Annotated in this window: 15 protein-coding genes; 4 read left to right on the top strand and 11 right to left on the bottom strand. The window is 72.7% G+C overall.

Going from position 1 to position 16,367, the window contains the following annotated elements:
- Positions 1–127: 127 nt before the first annotated feature.
- From ACFYL6_RS30265 to ACFYL6_RS30275, 3 genes are all read right to left on the bottom strand, one after another.
- Positions 128–1,156, bottom strand: coding sequence for a 6-phosphofructokinase (locus tag ACFYL6_RS30265; RefSeq protein ID WP_091408060.1), 1,029 nt, complete (start codon positions 1,154–1,156; stop codon positions 128–130).
- A 162-nt stretch (positions 1,157–1,318) separates the two neighbouring features.
- On the bottom strand, positions 1,319–1,822 hold the full coding sequence (locus ACFYL6_RS30270; RefSeq protein ID WP_387176504.1) for a pyridoxamine 5'-phosphate oxidase family protein: 504 nt from the start codon (positions 1,820–1,822) through the stop codon (positions 1,319–1,321).
- 77 nt (positions 1,823–1,899) lie between these two features.
- Positions 1,900–2,397, bottom strand: a complete 498-nt coding sequence (locus ACFYL6_RS30275) for a polyadenylate-specific 3'-exoribonuclease AS (RefSeq protein ID WP_112582786.1) — start codon at positions 2,395–2,397, stop codon at positions 1,900–1,902.
- A 271-nt stretch (positions 2,398–2,668) separates the two neighbouring features.
- On the opposite strand from ACFYL6_RS30275, the gene ACFYL6_RS30280 reads away from it, so the two are divergent.
- Positions 2,669–3,361, top strand: coding sequence for a Crp/Fnr family transcriptional regulator (locus ACFYL6_RS30280; RefSeq protein WP_091407574.1), 693 nt, complete (start codon positions 2,669–2,671; stop codon positions 3,359–3,361).
- A 183-nt stretch (positions 3,362–3,544) separates the two neighbouring features.
- On the opposite strand, the gene ACFYL6_RS30285 is transcribed toward ACFYL6_RS30280, so the two are convergent.
- A complete protein-coding gene (locus tag ACFYL6_RS30285; RefSeq protein ID WP_387176506.1) occupies positions 3,545–3,802 on the bottom strand; it encodes a hypothetical protein in 258 nt (85 codons plus the stop codon).
- Positions 3,803–3,939: 137 nt separating this feature from the next.
- Between ACFYL6_RS30285 and ACFYL6_RS30290 the strand changes: the two genes are divergently transcribed.
- Positions 3,940–7,431, top strand: a complete 3,492-nt coding sequence (locus ACFYL6_RS30290) for an AAA family ATPase (RefSeq protein ID WP_387176656.1) — start codon at positions 3,940–3,942, stop codon at positions 7,429–7,431.
- A gap of 40 nt (positions 7,432–7,471) precedes the next feature.
- Here ACFYL6_RS30290 and ACFYL6_RS30295 read toward each other — a convergent pair whose 3' ends face one another.
- The gene (locus tag ACFYL6_RS30295; RefSeq protein WP_387176508.1) at positions 7,472–8,164 is read right to left on the bottom strand and encodes a lysophospholipid acyltransferase family protein; all 693 of its coding nucleotides are present in this window, start codon (positions 8,162–8,164) and stop codon (positions 7,472–7,474) included.
- Positions 8,165–8,518: 354 nt separating this feature from the next.
- On the opposite strand from ACFYL6_RS30295, the gene ACFYL6_RS30300 reads away from it, so the two are divergent.
- Together ACFYL6_RS30300 and ACFYL6_RS30305 are read left to right on the top strand one after the other, a co-directional pair.
- Positions 8,519–9,370 carry a DUF308 domain-containing protein gene (locus ACFYL6_RS30300; RefSeq protein ID WP_387176510.1) on the top strand — a complete coding sequence of 284 codons (852 nt, stop codon included), beginning with the start codon at positions 8,519–8,521 and terminating at the stop codon, positions 9,368–9,370.
- A gap of 158 nt (positions 9,371–9,528) precedes the next feature.
- Entirely contained in the window at positions 9,529–11,025 is a 1,497-nt protein-coding gene (locus ACFYL6_RS30305) for a trehalose-6-phosphate synthase (protein WP_387176512.1), read from the top strand.
- A 16-nt stretch (positions 11,026–11,041) separates the two neighbouring features.
- On the opposite strand, the gene ACFYL6_RS30310 is transcribed toward ACFYL6_RS30305, so the two are convergent.
- From ACFYL6_RS30310 to ACFYL6_RS30335, 6 genes are all read right to left on the bottom strand, one after another.
- Positions 11,042–11,836, bottom strand: coding sequence for an alpha/beta hydrolase (locus ACFYL6_RS30310; protein WP_387176658.1), 795 nt, complete (start codon positions 11,834–11,836; stop codon positions 11,042–11,044).
- 79 nt (positions 11,837–11,915) lie between these two features.
- Positions 11,916–13,322, bottom strand: a complete 1,407-nt coding sequence (locus ACFYL6_RS30315) for a flavin-containing monooxygenase (RefSeq protein WP_387176514.1) — start codon at positions 13,320–13,322, stop codon at positions 11,916–11,918.
- Positions 13,323–13,440: 118 nt separating this feature from the next.
- A complete protein-coding gene (locus ACFYL6_RS30320; RefSeq protein ID WP_387176516.1) occupies positions 13,441–14,133 on the bottom strand; it encodes an endonuclease/exonuclease/phosphatase family protein in 693 nt (230 codons plus the stop codon).
- Between the two features lie 11 nt (positions 14,134–14,144).
- Complete coding sequence (locus ACFYL6_RS30325) at positions 14,145–15,092, bottom strand: ROK family glucokinase (RefSeq protein ID WP_387176518.1); 948 nt, start codon at positions 15,090–15,092, stop codon at positions 14,145–14,147.
- Positions 15,093–15,168: 76 nt separating this feature from the next.
- A complete protein-coding gene (locus tag ACFYL6_RS30330) occupies positions 15,169–15,873 on the bottom strand; it encodes a hypothetical protein (protein WP_387176520.1) in 705 nt (234 codons plus the stop codon).
- A gap of 31 nt (positions 15,874–15,904) precedes the next feature.
- Positions 15,905–16,360: an SRPBCC family protein gene (locus ACFYL6_RS30335; RefSeq protein ID WP_387176522.1), complete on the bottom strand. Its 456-nt coding sequence runs from the start codon at positions 16,358–16,360 to the stop codon at positions 15,905–15,907.
- Positions 16,361–16,367: the final 7 nt, after the last annotated feature.

Raw genomic sequence — 16,367 nt, forward strand, 5'->3', positions numbered from 1 at the left:
GCCCCCCTTGGGGCCCGGCGCCTCCCCCGGGGCCGGGGGCCCGGCGGGCGCGCGGGGGCCCCCCCCCCCCCGCGGTGGGGGGGGGGGGGGGGGGCCCCCGCCGCCCCCCCGCCCCGCCGACGATCGATCAGCTGCCGAAGAAGACCTCGGCCTCGGCGTACCGCTCCAGCGGAACGGTCTTCAGCTCGCGGGTGGCCTCGGCGAGGGGCACCCGGACGATGTCGGTGCTCTGCATCGCGACCATCTTGCCCCAGTCGCCGTCGTTGACGGCGTCGATGGCCTGCAGGCCCAGGCGGGTGGCGAGCACCCGGTCGAAGGCGGTCGGGGTGCCACCGCGCTGGATGTGGCCCAGCACCACGGTGCGGGCCTCCTTGCCGGTCTTGGCCTCCAGCTGCTCGGCGAGCCACTGGCCGATGCCGCCGAGGCGGACGTGGCCGAAGGAGTCGAGCTCCTGGTTGGCGAGGACCATCTGGCCGTCGAGCGGCTGGGCGCCCTCGGCGACCACGACGATCGGGGCGTACTGGTGCTGGAACCGCTTCTCGACGTAGCCGGCCACCTGGTCGACGTCGAACTGACGCTCGGGCAGCAGGATCACGTTGGCGCCGCCGGCCAGGCCGGCGTGCAGGGCGATCCAGCCGGCGTGCCGGCCCATCACCTCGACGACAAGGGTGCGGTGGTGGCTCTCCGCGGTGGTGTGCAGCCGGTCGATGGCCTCCATCGCGATGTTGACCGCGGTGTCGAAGCCGAAGGTGTAGTCGGTGGCGCCGAGGTCGTTGTCGATCGTCTTCGGCACGCCGACGACGTGCACGCCCAGCTCGTAGAGCTTGGTGGCCACGCCGAGGGTGTCCTCGCCGCCGATCGCGATCAGCGCGTCCACGCCCTGGGCGGCGAGGTTGTCCTTGATTCGCTCGACGCCGTTCTCGATCTTGAACGGGTTGGTCCGGGACGAGCCGAGGATGGTGCCGCCGCGGGGCAGGATGCCGCGGACGTCGGCGATGTCCAGGGGCCGGGACAGACCCTCGAGCGGGCCCTTCCAGCCGTCCCGGAAACCCACGAACTCGTGACCGTAAGTGGCGACGCCCTTGCGGACCACCGCCCGGATGACCGCGTTGAGACCGGGGCAGTCGCCGCCGCCGGTGAGCACGCCGATACGCATGATCCGCTCATCCTCCTGGAGCATCAGGTAAAGCCCGATATGCCCCAGGGTATGTGTCAGGTCAGACCATCGGCGCCGTTGCCGGCCCGGGGCGGGCCGTCACTGCGAACTGTAGTCGGCCCGCCGGTACGACGACAGCGCGCCCCGGCCACCCGCCCCCGGTCAGTAGGTCACCTCGTGGTTCTCGCCGGCCTCCGGTGGCCGGCCGGTGACCGCGGCCTTCGCGTAGCTGAGCAGGTTCACCACCGTGCTGTTCGGCGAGTCCCAGTACTCGGCGGAGCTGGCGTGCACCTTGATCAGCGTGAAACCGGGGGTGTCCAGCCCGTCGGGGAACCACGGCTTGAGCAGCGGGCTCCACAGCCGCTCGGCCCGGGCCCGGTCGAGCCCCTCGGTGGCGGTGCCGGAGATCGACACCCAGGCGTTGTGCTTCTGGTCGGAGAAGGCGACGTTGACCTCCGGGTTCACCCGGAGCTGACGGATCTTGGCCGAGTCGGCGTAGGCGAAGAACCACAGCTCGCCGTCGAACTCGGCCTCCTGGAGCGTCATCGGTCGACTCATCTGCCGCCCGTCCAGAGCGGTAGTGGTGAGCATGCAGATCCGCGCGGCCCGGGCCAGGCCGGTGACCCGGGCGCGTGCCTCCGCGGCGCTGGTCGGCTGGTCGCTCATGGCAATCTCCCTCGGCTCGGCTGGTCGAACCGTTGCCCGGGACAGAACCGGTCAAACCTACGGCGGGCGGCCACCACTCAACGGGCGGTCATCGCCCGCCAGCGGGCCAGGTTGTGCCGGGCGTCGACCAGAGCGTCGTGCCGGGCCGCGTCCGCGTCCGGCAGGGGCGGCCGGCCACGGTCGTCCCAGAGCTGCCGCAGTTCCTTGGTGTAGCGGGGAATCTCCCGGGGTAACGCCGGCATCGCACCCCAGAGCTGGGCGAGCACCACGTGGTCGTACGCGGCGAACCAGGCCCACAGCTCCAACTGCTCCCCCGGGCGGTCCCGGATCGGCTCGACCAGGAAGTCGTACAGGTCGTCGCGGATGCGTTCACGCGAGCGCCAGGCCCGGTCCGCAGGGGAGGGCAGCTTGTCCAGCACGTTGCGTCGCACCCAGGGCACGGCGCGGGAGTCGTCGAACTCGGTGGAGACCGCGTAGAACTCGCGGCCGTACTCGTCGACGACACCGATCGAGACGAGGTCGACGGTCGTGCCGTCCTCGATGAACTCGCAGTCGTAGAAGTAGCGGTAGACCATTCCGGGCATCTTCGCCCACCGCCGCACGGCCGTGCCCGGCGGGGCCCGTCCGGAGGGTCGGCCGCGCCGCGACGGAACCCCGGTGAACGGTCCGTCGCAGCTCGCGACGGTCACGGAAGTGCTTCGAGGGGTGTACAGCAAGCGACCGGACCGTCATGATCTGATGTGTACCGCTACCGGACGCCGAATCGGTGTCAGTTCACCTTGTCGGGGCCCATCACGTTCGCCCGGTGAGCGAGTTGTGGTCCATGACCGGGGGAGGGGTTGGGCCGTGGAGGTTCGCCTGCCAGAGCCGGGTGACGCGCTCACGGGAGTCGAGATGTTCGCCGGGCTGGAGCCCGAGGTGCGGCAGCGCGTGATCGCTGCCGCCGTTCCGCGCACCTACCGCAAGGGCCAACTGCTCTTCGTGGAGAACGACCCCGGCGAGTCGCTGATCGTGCTGCGCCGCGGCGCGGTGGCCGTGTTCCGCACCGCACCCACCGGCGAGCGAGCCGTGCTGTCGGTTATCCGTCCACCGGACGTGCTCGGTGAGGTCTCCCTGCTCGACGCGTCCACCCGGTCCGCCTCGGCGGAGGCCATCGAGGACTGCGCGGCGCTCGCGCTGTCGCGGGGCGCGTTCATGGAGTTGGTGCACTCCAACCCCCGCATCCTGGACGCGGTGATGCGCTCACTGGGCGGGCTGATCCGCCGGCTCACCGAGCAGAACGCCGACCACGTCTTCCTCGACCTGCCCGGTCGGGTGGCGAAGACGCTGGTTCGGTTGGCCGGCGAGAGCCAGGCGCCGATGATCACGATCGAGCTCAACCAGAGCCAGCTGGCCGAGATGGCCGGTGGTTCCCGGCAGAGCGTCAACCAGGCGATCGGCTCGTTCGCGAGCCGCGGCTGGCTGCGTACCGAGGGCCGCCGGATCGTGGTGACCGACGTGGCCGCGCTGCGCCGCCGCGCCGGCATGGCCGACCGCTGACCGACCGGCCCGCCCCGCCTTCGTCGCCGACCCGAATCTCCCGTGTGGACGCCGGTCGCCGGCCGGCCCACCCACCCATGCCCACGGCTGATGCCGGCTGCCACTGGCAACCGGCATCAGCGAATGTGCAGGCCAAACGGGTGCGGCCGATGAGCCGTCGGCCCACCGACCGCACCCGGGCGATCAGTTCTCTTTGCTGTCGGCCGGCGGCGCACCCGGCCCCGGACCGATCTTCTTCGGATCGGTCGGCTTACCGGCCGTGGACGTGCTCGACGAGGTGGTCGTGGTCTCCCCCGACCCGCCCGACTGACCCTCAGGCTCTTCCACCATGCCCTGCTCCTCCAGTTCGGCGAGAGTGACCGCATCGACGTCGATCGTGTCGCCCGGCGCCCACTGCGTGCCACCCGGATCGGTCCACGAGGCGGACAGTCGTACCTGCACGGCACTCTCCCTGACATGAAACTTCCTGGTACGGAACACTAACCCCGACCGATCGATGACGTTGCCCGTCCGCACGTCGGGTACCCGACTGGGCTGACCGGCCGCGATACTGACCTCTTTCGCCCACGGAGCTGAACATCGACCTCAAGTGTGGACACTGCGCACGCGCGGCCGGGCCGGACGACCGCTTCTGCGGCGGGTGTGGCCAGCCGCTCGGAGTCAACTGTGCGCACTGCGGGCACGCCAACAGCACCGAGGTCAACTTCTGCACGAGCTGTGGCCAACCGTTGCGGGACGACGTCGTCGCGGTGCAGGAGGACAGGCGTCAGGTCAGCGTGCTCTTCGTCGACATCGTGGACTTCACAAGCTACGCGGAGCGGGCCGACCCGGAGCAGGCGCGCAGTCTGCAACAGACCTACTTCGCCACGGTGCGCCGGATCGTGCACCAGTACGGCGGGGTGGTCGAGAAGTACATCGGCGACGCGGCGATGGCGCTGTTCGGCGCGCCGGTGGCCACCGACAACGACGCGTTGCGGTGCGTCCGCGCCGGCCTGGAACTGCAGCGGAACCTGGCCCGCCAGCCCGCAGGTCCGCAGCCGCCGCTGGGCTTCCGGGTCGGCATCGCGACCGGCGAGGCCCTGGTCGACCTTTCCGCCACCCGCGACGGTGGGCAGGCCTTCGTGACCGGAGACGTGGTCAACACGGCCTCCCGCCTGCAGGGGTTCGCCCCACCGGGCGGCGTCGTCGTCGACGAGAGCACCTGGTCGGCCACCCGACACGAGATGGAGTACGCCGACCAGCCGCCGGTCACCCTGCGCGGCCGGTCCGCGGTGAGCCGGATCTGGCTGGCCGTCCAGGTCCGACCACACCGGGACCCGCGCGGCGCCGAGCTGACCCCGATGGTGGACCGGGACCACGAGCGCGGTCTGCTGGTCAACGCGCTGCACCGGATGGTGACCGAGCGGACCTCCCAGTTGGTGACGGTGTTCGGCCCGGCCGGTGTGGGCAAGAGCCGGCTGCTGCGCGAGCTGGCCCGGCACGCCGGCAGCATGCCCGGCCCGCCGATCACCTGGCTCGTCGGGCAGTGCCCGCCGTTCGGCGAGAACGTCACCTGGGCCGCGCTGTCGGACATCGTGAAGACCTGGGTGGGGGTGCCGGAGGTCGACGACCCGGCCGCGCTGCGCGAGCGGCTGCGGGCCCGTCTGGGCGAACTCGCCGACCCGCACGCGACCCGGCTGGCCGAGGCGCTCGGGCCGCTGATCGGCGTACCCGGCGAGCGACTCACCCCCGGCGAGACCGAGGCCGCCTGGCGGCGGTTCCTGCTGGCCCTGGCCACCACCGGCCCGACCGTGCTGGTCTTCGAGGACATGCACTGGGCGGACCAGGCCATGCTCGCCTTCGTCGAGCAGTTGGGCGCGTCAGCGCGCGGCGTACCGCTGCTGGTCGTCGCGACCGCCCGGCCGGAACTGCGGGAACGGAACCCGGCCTGGACCGGCACGATCAGCGGCGCGATGTCCATCTCGGTGCCGCCGATGCACGACACCGACATCGACGCGCTCTACTCGCTGCTCCTCGGGCAGGCGACGCTGCCCTCCAGCTCGCGTACCCCGCTGATCGAGTTCGCCGACGGCAACCCGCTCTACGCCCAGGAGTACGCCCGGATGCTGCTGGACGGCGGCCTGCTCGACGCGGTCGGTTCGGCCTCCCGCCCCGACCTCGACGGTGGCGCGGAGATGCCGCGCACGGTGCAGGCGGTCATCGCCAACCGGCTCGACCTGCTGGACCCGGCCGACCGGGCGGTGCTCCAGGCCGCCGCCGTGGTCGGCGTGGTGTTCTGGGCCGCGCCGGTGGGGATGGCGCTGGGCCGGCCGGTGGAGTGGGTGGAGCGTGCGCTGGACCGCCTGCAACGTCGCGACCTGGTGTACGAGCAGAGCACGTCGACGATGCCCGGCCAGTCCGAGTACCGGTTCCGGCACATCCTGGTGCGCGACGTCTGCTACCAGCGGCTGCCCCGGGCCGAGCGGGTGCTGCGCCACCAACGCACCGCCGACTGGATGGCGCAGCTCACCGACGGCCGGCAGTACGACCTGGCCGAGGTGCTGGCCAACCATCGCTGGGCGGCACACGAGATCGCCCGGACCGTCGGTCTGGACACCGCCCCCTACGCCCCGTCGGCGCGGGCCGCGCTGCACCGGGCGGCCCGCCGGGCGTACGAGCTGCACGCGCTGGACACCGCCGCCGCGCTGGTGGGCCGGGCGCTGGCCCTGGACGTCGGGCCGGACCCGGCGTTGGAGCTGTTCGACGCCGAGCTGGCGTTCTATCGGGACGGGGACGCCTTCCTGGTGGGGGGAGGCACGGACACCCTCACCCGGCTGGCCGAGCGGCTCACCATGGGCGGCGACCGGACGGGGGCGGCGCGCGCCTGGACACTGCTCGCCACCGCCGCGTGGAGTCGGGCCGACCGTTCGGCGACCCTGCACTGCCTGGACCAGGCGATCGGCCTCTACAGCGACCTACCGGACAGCCAGGAGAAGGCGGGCGCCCTGCTGGAGCTGGCCCGGGTGCACATGCTGAACGCGGAGACCGAGCCGGCGTGCACCGCGGCGCGGGCGGCGGCGTCCCTCGCCGAGCGGCTCCAACTGCGCGAGGTCCAGGCCAACGCGCGGATCACCCTGGCCGTGGCGCGCTACCTGGCCGGCTCCGCCGACGCGTTCCCGGAGCTGGCGGAGGTGACCGAGCACTGCCGGGTGGAACGGCTGACCAGTCGACGCCGGGCGGTGCAGAACCTGGCCTGGGCGTTGCAGGAGGAGGGCGACCTGGCCGGCTCGGCCCGGTTGGTCGACGAGCAGCTCACCCTCGACCTGGGCGGCGAGCACAGCCTGGCCACCAGCTTCGCCGACCAGTGGGCGCGGTCGTACTACGCGGGCGACTGGACGGCGGCCCTGGCGATGGCGGCGGAGTCGACCCGACGGCCGACCGCCGAGTGGGACCTGCACATCGTGGCGGTCTCGGGTTGGATGCGCGGGCTGGCCGGCGCCGAGCTGGTCGCAACCGCCGGGCCCGAGGGAGCCGCGCGGCCGGACGGAACGAGTGGGGATCTGGTCGAGCAGGCGCTGGTCGCGGCCCGGCGCAGCGGATTCCACCGGGTGCTGCGCTCCACCCTGGCGCACGCCGCGCTCTGCCGGGCGGTGCAGGGCCACCGGGACGAGGCGATGGCGCTGCTCACCGAGCTGGACGAGGACTGGCGACGAACCCGGATGATTCCGTTCGCGGAGTGGGTGCCGGCCGTCGGACACGTCGCCGGGGTGCTCGGCGCGGACGCGGCCCGGCTGGTCCGGCAGCTGCTCGACCGGGCCCCGCGGACGACCCCGTGGGCTCGGGCCGCCGGTCAGGTCGCCGACGCCACGCTGGCCCGGCACGCCGGGGACGCCTCGACCGCAGCGACCCTGCTGCGCTCGGCGGCGGCGAGCTACGCCCGGATGGCCGACGTGACCGACGAGGTCATCACGCTGGCGCTGGCGATCGGCCCGCTGGCCGAGACCGACCCACCCGCCGCCGCGGCGACCCGCGCCCGCCTGCACGACTTCGCCACCCGTCACCACGCCCCGGCCCTGCTCCACCTGCCCTGACCGCCGACCGGGGCGGCAGGGCGGGCCGGCACGGCGGTGGTCAGGCGGCCAGCGGCGCCGGGACGGGCTCCTTGAGCTTCTGGGCGTAGATGTCGACGTACTCCCGACCGGAGAGCTCCATCAACTCGTACATGATCTCGTCGGTGACCGCGCGCTCGACGAACCGGTCGCCGGCCAGACCGGCGTAGCGGGAGAAGTCCAGCGGCGCCCCGAACCGGATCTTCACCCGGTCGATCTTGGGGATGAGCTTGCCCGGCGGCTGGATCTCGTCGGCGTTGAGCATCGCCACCGGCACCACCACCGCGCCGCTCTCCAGGGCGAGCCGGGCCACCCCGGTCTTGCCCCGGTAGAGCCGCCCGTCCGGGGAGCGGGTGCCCTCGGGGTAGATGCCGGCCACTCCCCCGGCGCGCAGCACCTGCAACTGGGTGTCCAGGGCGGCGCGCGCGGCCCGGCCGCCGGAGCGGTCCACCGGAATCGTCCCGGTACCGACGAAGAACATCTTGGTCAGCCAGCCCTTGACGCCCTTGCCGGTGAAGTATTCGGCCTTGGCGACGAAGGTGACCTTCCGGGCGGTGATCAACGGCGTGAAGATCGAGTCGGAGAAGGAGAGGTGGTTGCTCGCCAGGATCACCGGACCGGTCGCCGGCACGTTGCGCAGACCCTCCACCTGCGGGCGGAAGATCAGCTTGAGCAGCGGACCGAGGATGACGTACTTCAGCAGCCAGTAGAGCACCGGCGTCCTTTCCGTGGTGTGCCCGCGACAGCGCCAGCCGTCGTCGCCGCCGAGCCTACGAAGCGAGCGCTCTCACCACAACGGACGAAACCCGGATCGCTGGCAGGTCAGCGGGGCGGCGCTCGGCGGGTCGCGCCACCCGCCGCTAACGATCACCGAGATCGCACTTGTCGCGCAAGAACGGACAAAGGAGCCCCGCCGCGACCTGCGGAAGCAGCCGTGACTTTGGAAGACGCGACACAACGCACTCCCGGAACCATGCCCTGACGTGTCACGATTCAGAGCACGGCGTGCGGACGGGCGTCGAGGGGCAGCGGTGGCCGCGCCGGAAGGCGCGTTAAGGGGGATGTCCGGGTGTCAGCGGGTGGGGCCCGCCGGGGACGGCGGGACAACGGGCTCGACGCGAACGAGTACGCCGTCGTCGGCGACGTCGATCCGCGCGTCGGTGAGCACCTGCTCGACGTGCTGGCCGCCGGTGGGATCGCCGCCTACCTCCAGCCCTCCGCCGACCTCAACCCGGTCACCCGCACCACCACCGTGCCGGCCCGGCCGGTCGACCGGCTCTACGTCGACCGCTCGCACCTGACCACCGCCCGGGACTATCTGACCCAGCTCGCCGACGAGACCGCTCCGGAGCAGCCGCCGGCTCGCGACGAACCGGACATCGACGCCGAGTGGGCGCGGATCGTGGCGGGCTTCCACACCACCTCCACGCCCGGTGACCACCCGTGGCCGGCCTCGGAGGACGTGGACGAACGGGACGGGCGGGACGAGCCAACCTCCGGGCCGCTGACCCGTTCCGGCGCCGACGAGCCCGGTCCGACCGCCACCGACGTTCGCCGCCTACCGTCCGCCACGGACATCTCCGGGATCTCCGTGGGGCGCGGCACCCGACCGGACGAGCCCTCCCTGCTGGACGGGCTGGACACCTTCGGTGCCGACCTGCCCGACGACGAGGACGACGAGGGTTACCACCCACCGCCACCGCCGCCGCTGCCGCGGGTCAGCAAGTACGCGGTGGTCGGCGTGCTCGGGGTGGTCGTCGGGTTCGTGCTGTTCCTCTTCCCGTGGCTGCTCCCGATCGACCGCTCGGCGGTCACGCTGTTCGGGTTCACCGGCATCCTGGCCGGTTTCGTCACGCTGATCTGGCGGCTGCGCCCCGGCGACGAGGACGAGGACGACCCGGACAACGGCGCCGTCGTCTGAATCGGGCCCGCATCCCGGGACGGCAGCGCCCCGCCGGGGGCGTAACAGTGGTGTAACTTACTGTCAGTAGGAATACCGCTGTACGTCACTTCCCCCGCTGACTGACCGGTTTTTCCTTGCTCGCGGCGGTCAGTCCTCTGCTGATCGGAATGCCCGAGATGCGACAGAGTTCTCTCGTGGTGGTGGCCAACCGCCTCCCCATCGACGACAATCAGGCCCCCGACGGGGCCTGCGAGTGGCGGCGCAGCCCAGGTGGGTTGGTCAGCGCGCTGCACCCGCTCCTGCGGCACACCCCGGCGACCTGGGTCGGCTGGGCCGGTGGCACCGGGCCGGCCCCCGAACTGCCGGACGTGGACGGCGTGCGGATGCACACCGTCGCGCTCAGCCCGGAAGACCTGCGCGACCACTACGAGGGGTTCGCCAACGCCACCCTCTGGCCGCTCTACCACGACTCGGTGGAGCAGCCGCAGCACCACCGCCGGTGGTGGGAGGCGTACCAGCGGGTCAACCAGCGCTTCGCCGAGGCGACCGCGGAGGTGGCCGAGCCGGGCGGGGTGGTCTGGGTGCAGGATTACCACCTGCAACTGGTCCCCGGTCTGCTGCGCGCCCTCCGCCCGGACCTGCGCATCGGGTTCTTCCTGCACGTGCCGTTCCCGCCGCCGGAGCTTTTCATGCAACTGCCCCGCCGGGCCGAACTGCTGCGCGGCATGCTCGGCGCCGACCTGGTCGGCTTCCAGCGCGTGCAGGCGGCGCACAACTTCGCCCAGCTGGTGACCCGGGTGCTGGAGCTGCCGGCCACCGACCGACGGATCGGCATCGACGACCGGGTGGTGCGCATCGGCGCGTTCCCGGTCTCCATCGACACCGCCGAGATGGCCGCGCTCGCCGACCGCCCGGACGTGGCCGCTCGGGCCCACCGACTCCGCCAGGATCTCGGCGACCCCCGACAGGTCGTCCTCAGCGTGGACCGGATGGATTACACCAAGGGCATCGAGCAGCGCCTCAAGGCGTACAGCGAACTGCTCGCCAGCGGCGACGTGAAGGTCCGCGACACGGTGCTGGTGCAGGTCGCCATGCCGAGCCGGGAACGCGTCGGCCAGTACCAGATCCTGCGCGAGCGCATCGAGCGCGAGGTCGGCCGGATCAACGGCGAGTTCGGCCGGGTCGGTGAGCCGGCGATCCACTACCTCACCCAGCCCTTCGACCGGGCCGAGCTGGCCGCGCTCTACCGGGTCGCCGACGTGATGGCGGTGACCCCGTTGCGCGACGGAATGAACCTGGTCGCCAAGGAGTACGTGGCCGCGCGGGTCGACGACACGGGCGCGCTGCTGCTCAGCGAGTTCGCCGGCACCGCCGCCGAGCTGTCCCAGGCGTACCTGGTCAACCCGCACGACCTGGAAGGGCTCAAGCAGGGCCTGCGCGCGGCGCTGCGGGCCGACCCGGCCGACACCACCCAGCGGATGCGGGCCATGCGCGCCCACCTGCACCAGCACGACATCCGGGCCTGGGCCCGCTCCTACCTGCACGCCCTGGACGAGGGAGGTGCCCTGGTCGGTCGCCTGACCAGCACCGACGCCGGCTCCGACGGCACCGCCCGGGTGCCCCGGCCGGCCACCCCGAGCGGCAGCCCGACCGTCCACCAGGCCGGCGGCTGACCGGCGGCCCGGCTGCTCAGTGCGCTGCGGGCTCCTTCTCCAGCCAGTCCAGGATCGCGTCGATCGGCTCCGCCCACCGCGCGTCCAGCATCAGGTCGTGGCCCATCCCGGGAAACAGCAGCGGTGCCGACCCGTACCGGCGGGCCACCCGGGTCAACGTCGACGCCGGCACCACCCGGTCGTCCGGGCTGCCCAGCACCAGCACCGGGGGCGCACCAACGGCCGGCTCGGCCTCCGGCTCACCCAGCAGGGCCCACTGCGCCCGCCGGCCCGCCCGACCGAGGCGTCCGACGTACCGGCGGGCCTCCTCGTCGGGCAACTCGCGGCTGAACAACTGCCCCCGGTTGAGCCGCAACGACCCGCCGAACACCGCCGGCAGCGTGCCGGCGGGGTTGCGCCGCAACGCCGCGCCCAGCACTCCCCAGCCGCCGAAGACCGGTGCCACCAGGACCGCGCCCCGCGCCGGGTAGCGGGCCAACGCGTGCGCCACCACCAGGGCGCCGGCGCCGTGCCCCACCAGCACCGCCTGCCGCGGCAGGCTCGCGGCCACCTGGACCACATCGTGGGCGTACGCCCGCAGCGTCGCCTCCGGCGCCGGCTCGCTGGCACCGTGCCCGCGCAGGCTCACCGCGTACGCCGGGAACCCTCGCGACGCCGCGTGACCCAACCAGTGCTCGGCGAACGCCCACGCGCCGTGCCCGAACCCGGGAACGAAGAGCAGCGGCGGACGCCCCTCCTCCAGCTCGGGGATCGCGCTGAGCACCTCCCGCCGGGCCGGCCGGACCGGGCGGGACCACTCCCGACCCCGCATGATCCGCAGTTCACCGCTCGCGCTCACCGTGCCAGCCTTTCGTTCGCGACTGCGGGGCTCGCAAGCTCACTCCTCGCGCTCACTTGCCCTCCAGCTCGACCAGGGCGCGCTGGATGGCGCGCAGGTAGTCGGCGTGCCCGACCTCGAACCAGTGTCGGCTGCTCTCCTTGACCGGCCCGGAGTACCGCTCCCCGGCCCGGTCCCGGACCCGCTGCGCGAACGCCGTGGCCCGTTCCGGCCGGTCCCGACGGGCCTGGAGCAGTCGGGCGAAGAGCACCGTCTGCCAGTGCGACAGGGTGAACAGCCCGGAGTCCGGTTGCAGCAGGCCGGCGACGGCCAGGGTCGGGTGCCCCGGGGTGAACGCGTTGAGCCACAGCGTGGGCCGGCCCGCGCCCGCGCTGTCACCGAACACCGACGCGTCGAGGAACTCGAAGCGCGGCAGGTAGCCGGTGGCGAAGACGACCACCTCGGGGTCGATCTCGCGGCCGTCGGCCAACTCCACGGCATACGGGTGGAACCGGGCGACGTCCGGCACCGGGCCGATCCCGCCGTGGCCCACGTAGTAGACGAGCTGGCTGTTCGCGATCGGGTGCGTCTCGTACACCCGGTGGTCGGGCTTGGGCAGGCCGAAGCGGGTCAGGTCACCGACGGTCAGTCGCAGCGTCCAGTGGTAGAGCCACTGCCGCACCCGCAGCGGCACCCGCAGCGCCAACAGGGTGTCGTTGACCTGGTCGGCGGGGCGACCGAGCACGTACTTCGGCGCGTACCAGTAGCCGCGCCGGGTGGAGTGCCAGCAGCGCGACGCCTGCTGGGCGGCCTCGACGGCGATGTCGCAGCCGGTGTTGCCGGCCCCGACCACCAGCACCCGCTTGCCGCGCAGCTGCGCCGGGTCCTTGTAGGACGACGCGTGCATGATCTCGCCACGGAACTGTTCGAGGCCCTCGTAGCGGGGCAGCTTCGGCGACCAGTTGTGGCCGTTGGCGATCACCACTGCGGCGTACCGGGCGGTGCGCTCGGGGCCGTACCCGCCGGTGGAGCGCGTGGTCACGTCCCACCGGTCCCCCTCGACGGGCTCGACCCGGATCACCTCGGTGCCGAACCAGATGTGCGAGCGCAAGTCGAAGTGGTCGGCGTACCGCTCGAAGTACGACAGCACCTGACCGTGGTGCGGGTAGTCCGGCCAGGAGTCCGGCATCGGGAAGTCGGGGAACTGGGTGAACGGCTTCGACGAGATGAGGTGGGTGCTGGCGTACACCGGGCTGCGGTCGTGCCGCCAGTTCCAGGCGCCGCCGACGCCGGTCTCCCGCTCGTAGCAGTCCACGCCGAACCCGTGCTCGCGCAGGTTCTTGATGGCCGTCAGGCCGCTGGCCCCGGCCCCGATGACGCAGACCGTGTCGCCCCGGTCGGAGACCGGTCGGCCGTCGCCGTTCGCCGCGGGCGAGGTCGCCTCCGGGTCGGGCCGGCCGTGGTCGGTGGAGGTGGACACCGGGGACATCTCCTTTTGGTACGGCAGGCGTGCCGGTCGCCGCGAAATCCTCTCCACAACCGAGCCGGATGTCCAGTCCTGGGACGGATGCGTCGACGGTCGGGGCGGGGTCGGGGGGTCAGTCGGTGGTGGGCAGCAGCAGGTCGACCAGGACCGGGAAGTGGTCACTGGCCCGACGCGTCTGCGGAGTGTCCACCACGTCGTAGTCGACCACTGTGATCCGCGGGTCGACGAAGAGCGCGTCGATGCGCCGACGCGGGTCGGCGCAGGAGTAGGTGAGCCGCTCGGCCCGGTCGGCCGCCACCGCGGCGTCGGTCAACCCGCGCGCCACGGTGGCCCAGGCGGGGCCGTCCGGACCCTCGTTGAGGTCCGCCCCGGCCAGCACCGGGCTCGTCGCCGCGTCCAGGCCGCGCTTGAACTCGGCGGCCTGGGACGGCCGTTCGGCCGGGTCGGTGGACAGGTGCGAGCCGGCGAGGGTGAACCGGGCGTCACCGACCCGGCAGTCGGCGTACGCGGCGCCGCGCAGGTGCCGGCCGGGGGTCAGCGGGAAGCGCTGGCAGCGGGTGCCCCGCACCTGGACCCGCAGGCTGGTCAGCAGCAGGTTGCCCAGGGCGGGCAGCCCACCGGCGGCCACCACCAGGCCGAACGACTCGGCCAACGTGGCGGACTTCTGCCGCCACCGGAACCGGCGCGGCCCCTCCTGCACGATCACCACGTCTGGCGTCGCGGCCCGGACCACCGCCGCCAGCGCGGCGGTGTCGTCGCGCTGGCTGTGGATGTTGTACGAGACCACCCGCAGCGGCACACCCATCCCGGACCGCCTCAGATCCGGCGGGCCAGGTCAGCGGCGCCGATCACCCCGGCGCTGTTGCCCAACTCCGCCGGGAGCACCTCGGCCACCGGCAGGCGACCACGCTGGGCGAGCGCGTCGAGGTACGAGCGGCGGGTGGGGCCGAGCAGCAGGTCACCGGCGTCGATCACACCGCCGCCGACCACCAGGGTCTGCGGGTCGAGGATCTGCGCCATGTCGGCGAGGCTGGTGCCCAGCCACCGGCCGATCTGGGCGAACGCCTCGGCGGAGACCGGGTCGCCGCCCTGCGCGGCGGCCGTCACCATCGGACCGGTGATCGCCTCGGCCTCACCGCCGGCCAGCTTCAGCAGGGCGGTGGCCCGGTTGGGCTCCTGCCGGGCACCGGCCCGGGCGAACCGGACCAGGGCGCTGCCGCTGGCGTACTGCTCAATGCAGCCCAGCCGGCCGCAACCGCACTGGTGCCCGTCCGGCACCGCCAGCATGTGGCCCAGCTCGGCGGCGATGCCGTTCGCGCCGCGCATCAGGTCGCCGCCGAGGACGATGCCGCCGCCCACACCGGTGCCGATGGTGAACATGATCATCGAGTCGTCGGCGTCGCGGGCCGCGCCGTAGCGGAACTCGGCCCACGCGGCGACGTTCCCGTCGTTCTCCACGATCACCGGCAGACCGACGGCCTCGCTGACGTACTCGCGCAGCGGTTCGTCACGCCAGGCCAGGTTCGGGGCGAAGAGCACAGTCGAACGGCTGGCGTCGATCCAACCCGCCGCGCCGATGCCGACGGCCTCGATGGTCCGCCCGGCAGCCAGCTCGCCGACCAACTCGATGATGACGTCGCGGGTCTTGGCCACGTCATCGGCGGGAGTGTCCCGTCGGGTCTGCACGAGGACCGTGCCGGTGTCGTCCACGACACCGCCGGCCACCTTCGTGCCACCGACGTCGACTCCGATGGTCAGCGTCACCGCTACCGCCCCCCTCTGCTGTGCTGTCCGGCCCAGGGCCCGGCCCAGTGCCGGTCCGGGTCGGAATGTCCCGCGCTCAGGCGCCGTCGCCCGATGCTTCCGCGTCGGCGTCATCGGGCACCCGCGAGGCGGGCACCACGGGACGGGTGGTCGGTGCCGGTACGGTCGCCGACCCGGCCTCGTCGACGGGTGGTACGGCGGCCGGGGCGAGTGGGTCCGCCGTCCGGGTGGCGACCGACCAGACATCCCGCTCCGGCGCCGGCTGAGAATCATGCCCGGTGCGGGTGGCATCGCGCCACACGTGCTCGTCGCCGGTGGCGGTGGACGGGGCGCTCGGGGGTGGCTCGGGGAGCACGTCGTCGGTGCTGGCGGTGGGTGCCGGCGATGGCGGGGCGTACGCCTCGGCGGCCGGCTCGGCGGGGCTCGTCGCGGACGGTTCCGCCGGGGAGAACGCGCGGAGCAGGCTGGCGACCCCGGCGGCGAGGTCACCGGCGCCGGTCGCGAGACGTTCCGCGAATTCCGGACTCGGGTCCCGCAACGCGGCGATGCCCCGACAGACCGGGCAGACGCAACATTCGGCCGAACCGGTGGCGAAAGCACCACCGGTGCCGGAGCGGGCGTCCGGGCCGGCGCTGTGACCGAGGACACCGGACAACATCCCGCCCAACGAGCCGAGCGCGCCGCCCGCCGAGCCGGCCGAGGCCAGTCGCGCCCCCGCCAGCAGGGTGGCGACCAGCCGCTCCGCCTCTTCCCGGGCCGAACCCGGATCCGTTCCGCCCACCGTCGGCTCCTCTACCGTGCCACCGGACACGTCACTGCGCCGCACCGGTTGCTTCTACCCGGCGCTTGAGCTGCTTCAACGCGGTGTCCATGATCATTTTCTCGGCTTTGCGCCGAAACATCCCGAGCATGCCGACCGACAGGTCGACCTCCAGCGTGTAGGTCACCGTGGTGCTGCCGTCCGGGTTACCCACCAGGTCGTACGAACCACGCTGGGCCTTCTGCATCTTCGAGGGGGCGACCAGGTGCCACTCGATCCGGGACAGGTCCTCGGCGTACTCGTAGGCGAGCACGTAGTCGTCGGCCATCACCCCGGCGTCGATGGTGAAGTGCACCTGACTGGCGTAGCCGTCCTCGTACTCCTCGACGACCTCGACGCGACGCACCGCGTCGGTCCACTCCGGGTAGCGCGCGAAGTCGCAGATGACCGCCGTCACCCGGTCCGGTGCGGCGCCGATGATGATCGACTGGGTGGAGGAGTCCGCCATGGGGGGA

The sequence above is a fragment of the Micromonospora sp. NPDC007208 genome (genome assembly GCF_042869175.1).
GTDB lineage: Bacteria > Actinomycetota > Actinomycetes > Mycobacteriales > Micromonosporaceae > Micromonospora > Micromonospora foliorum.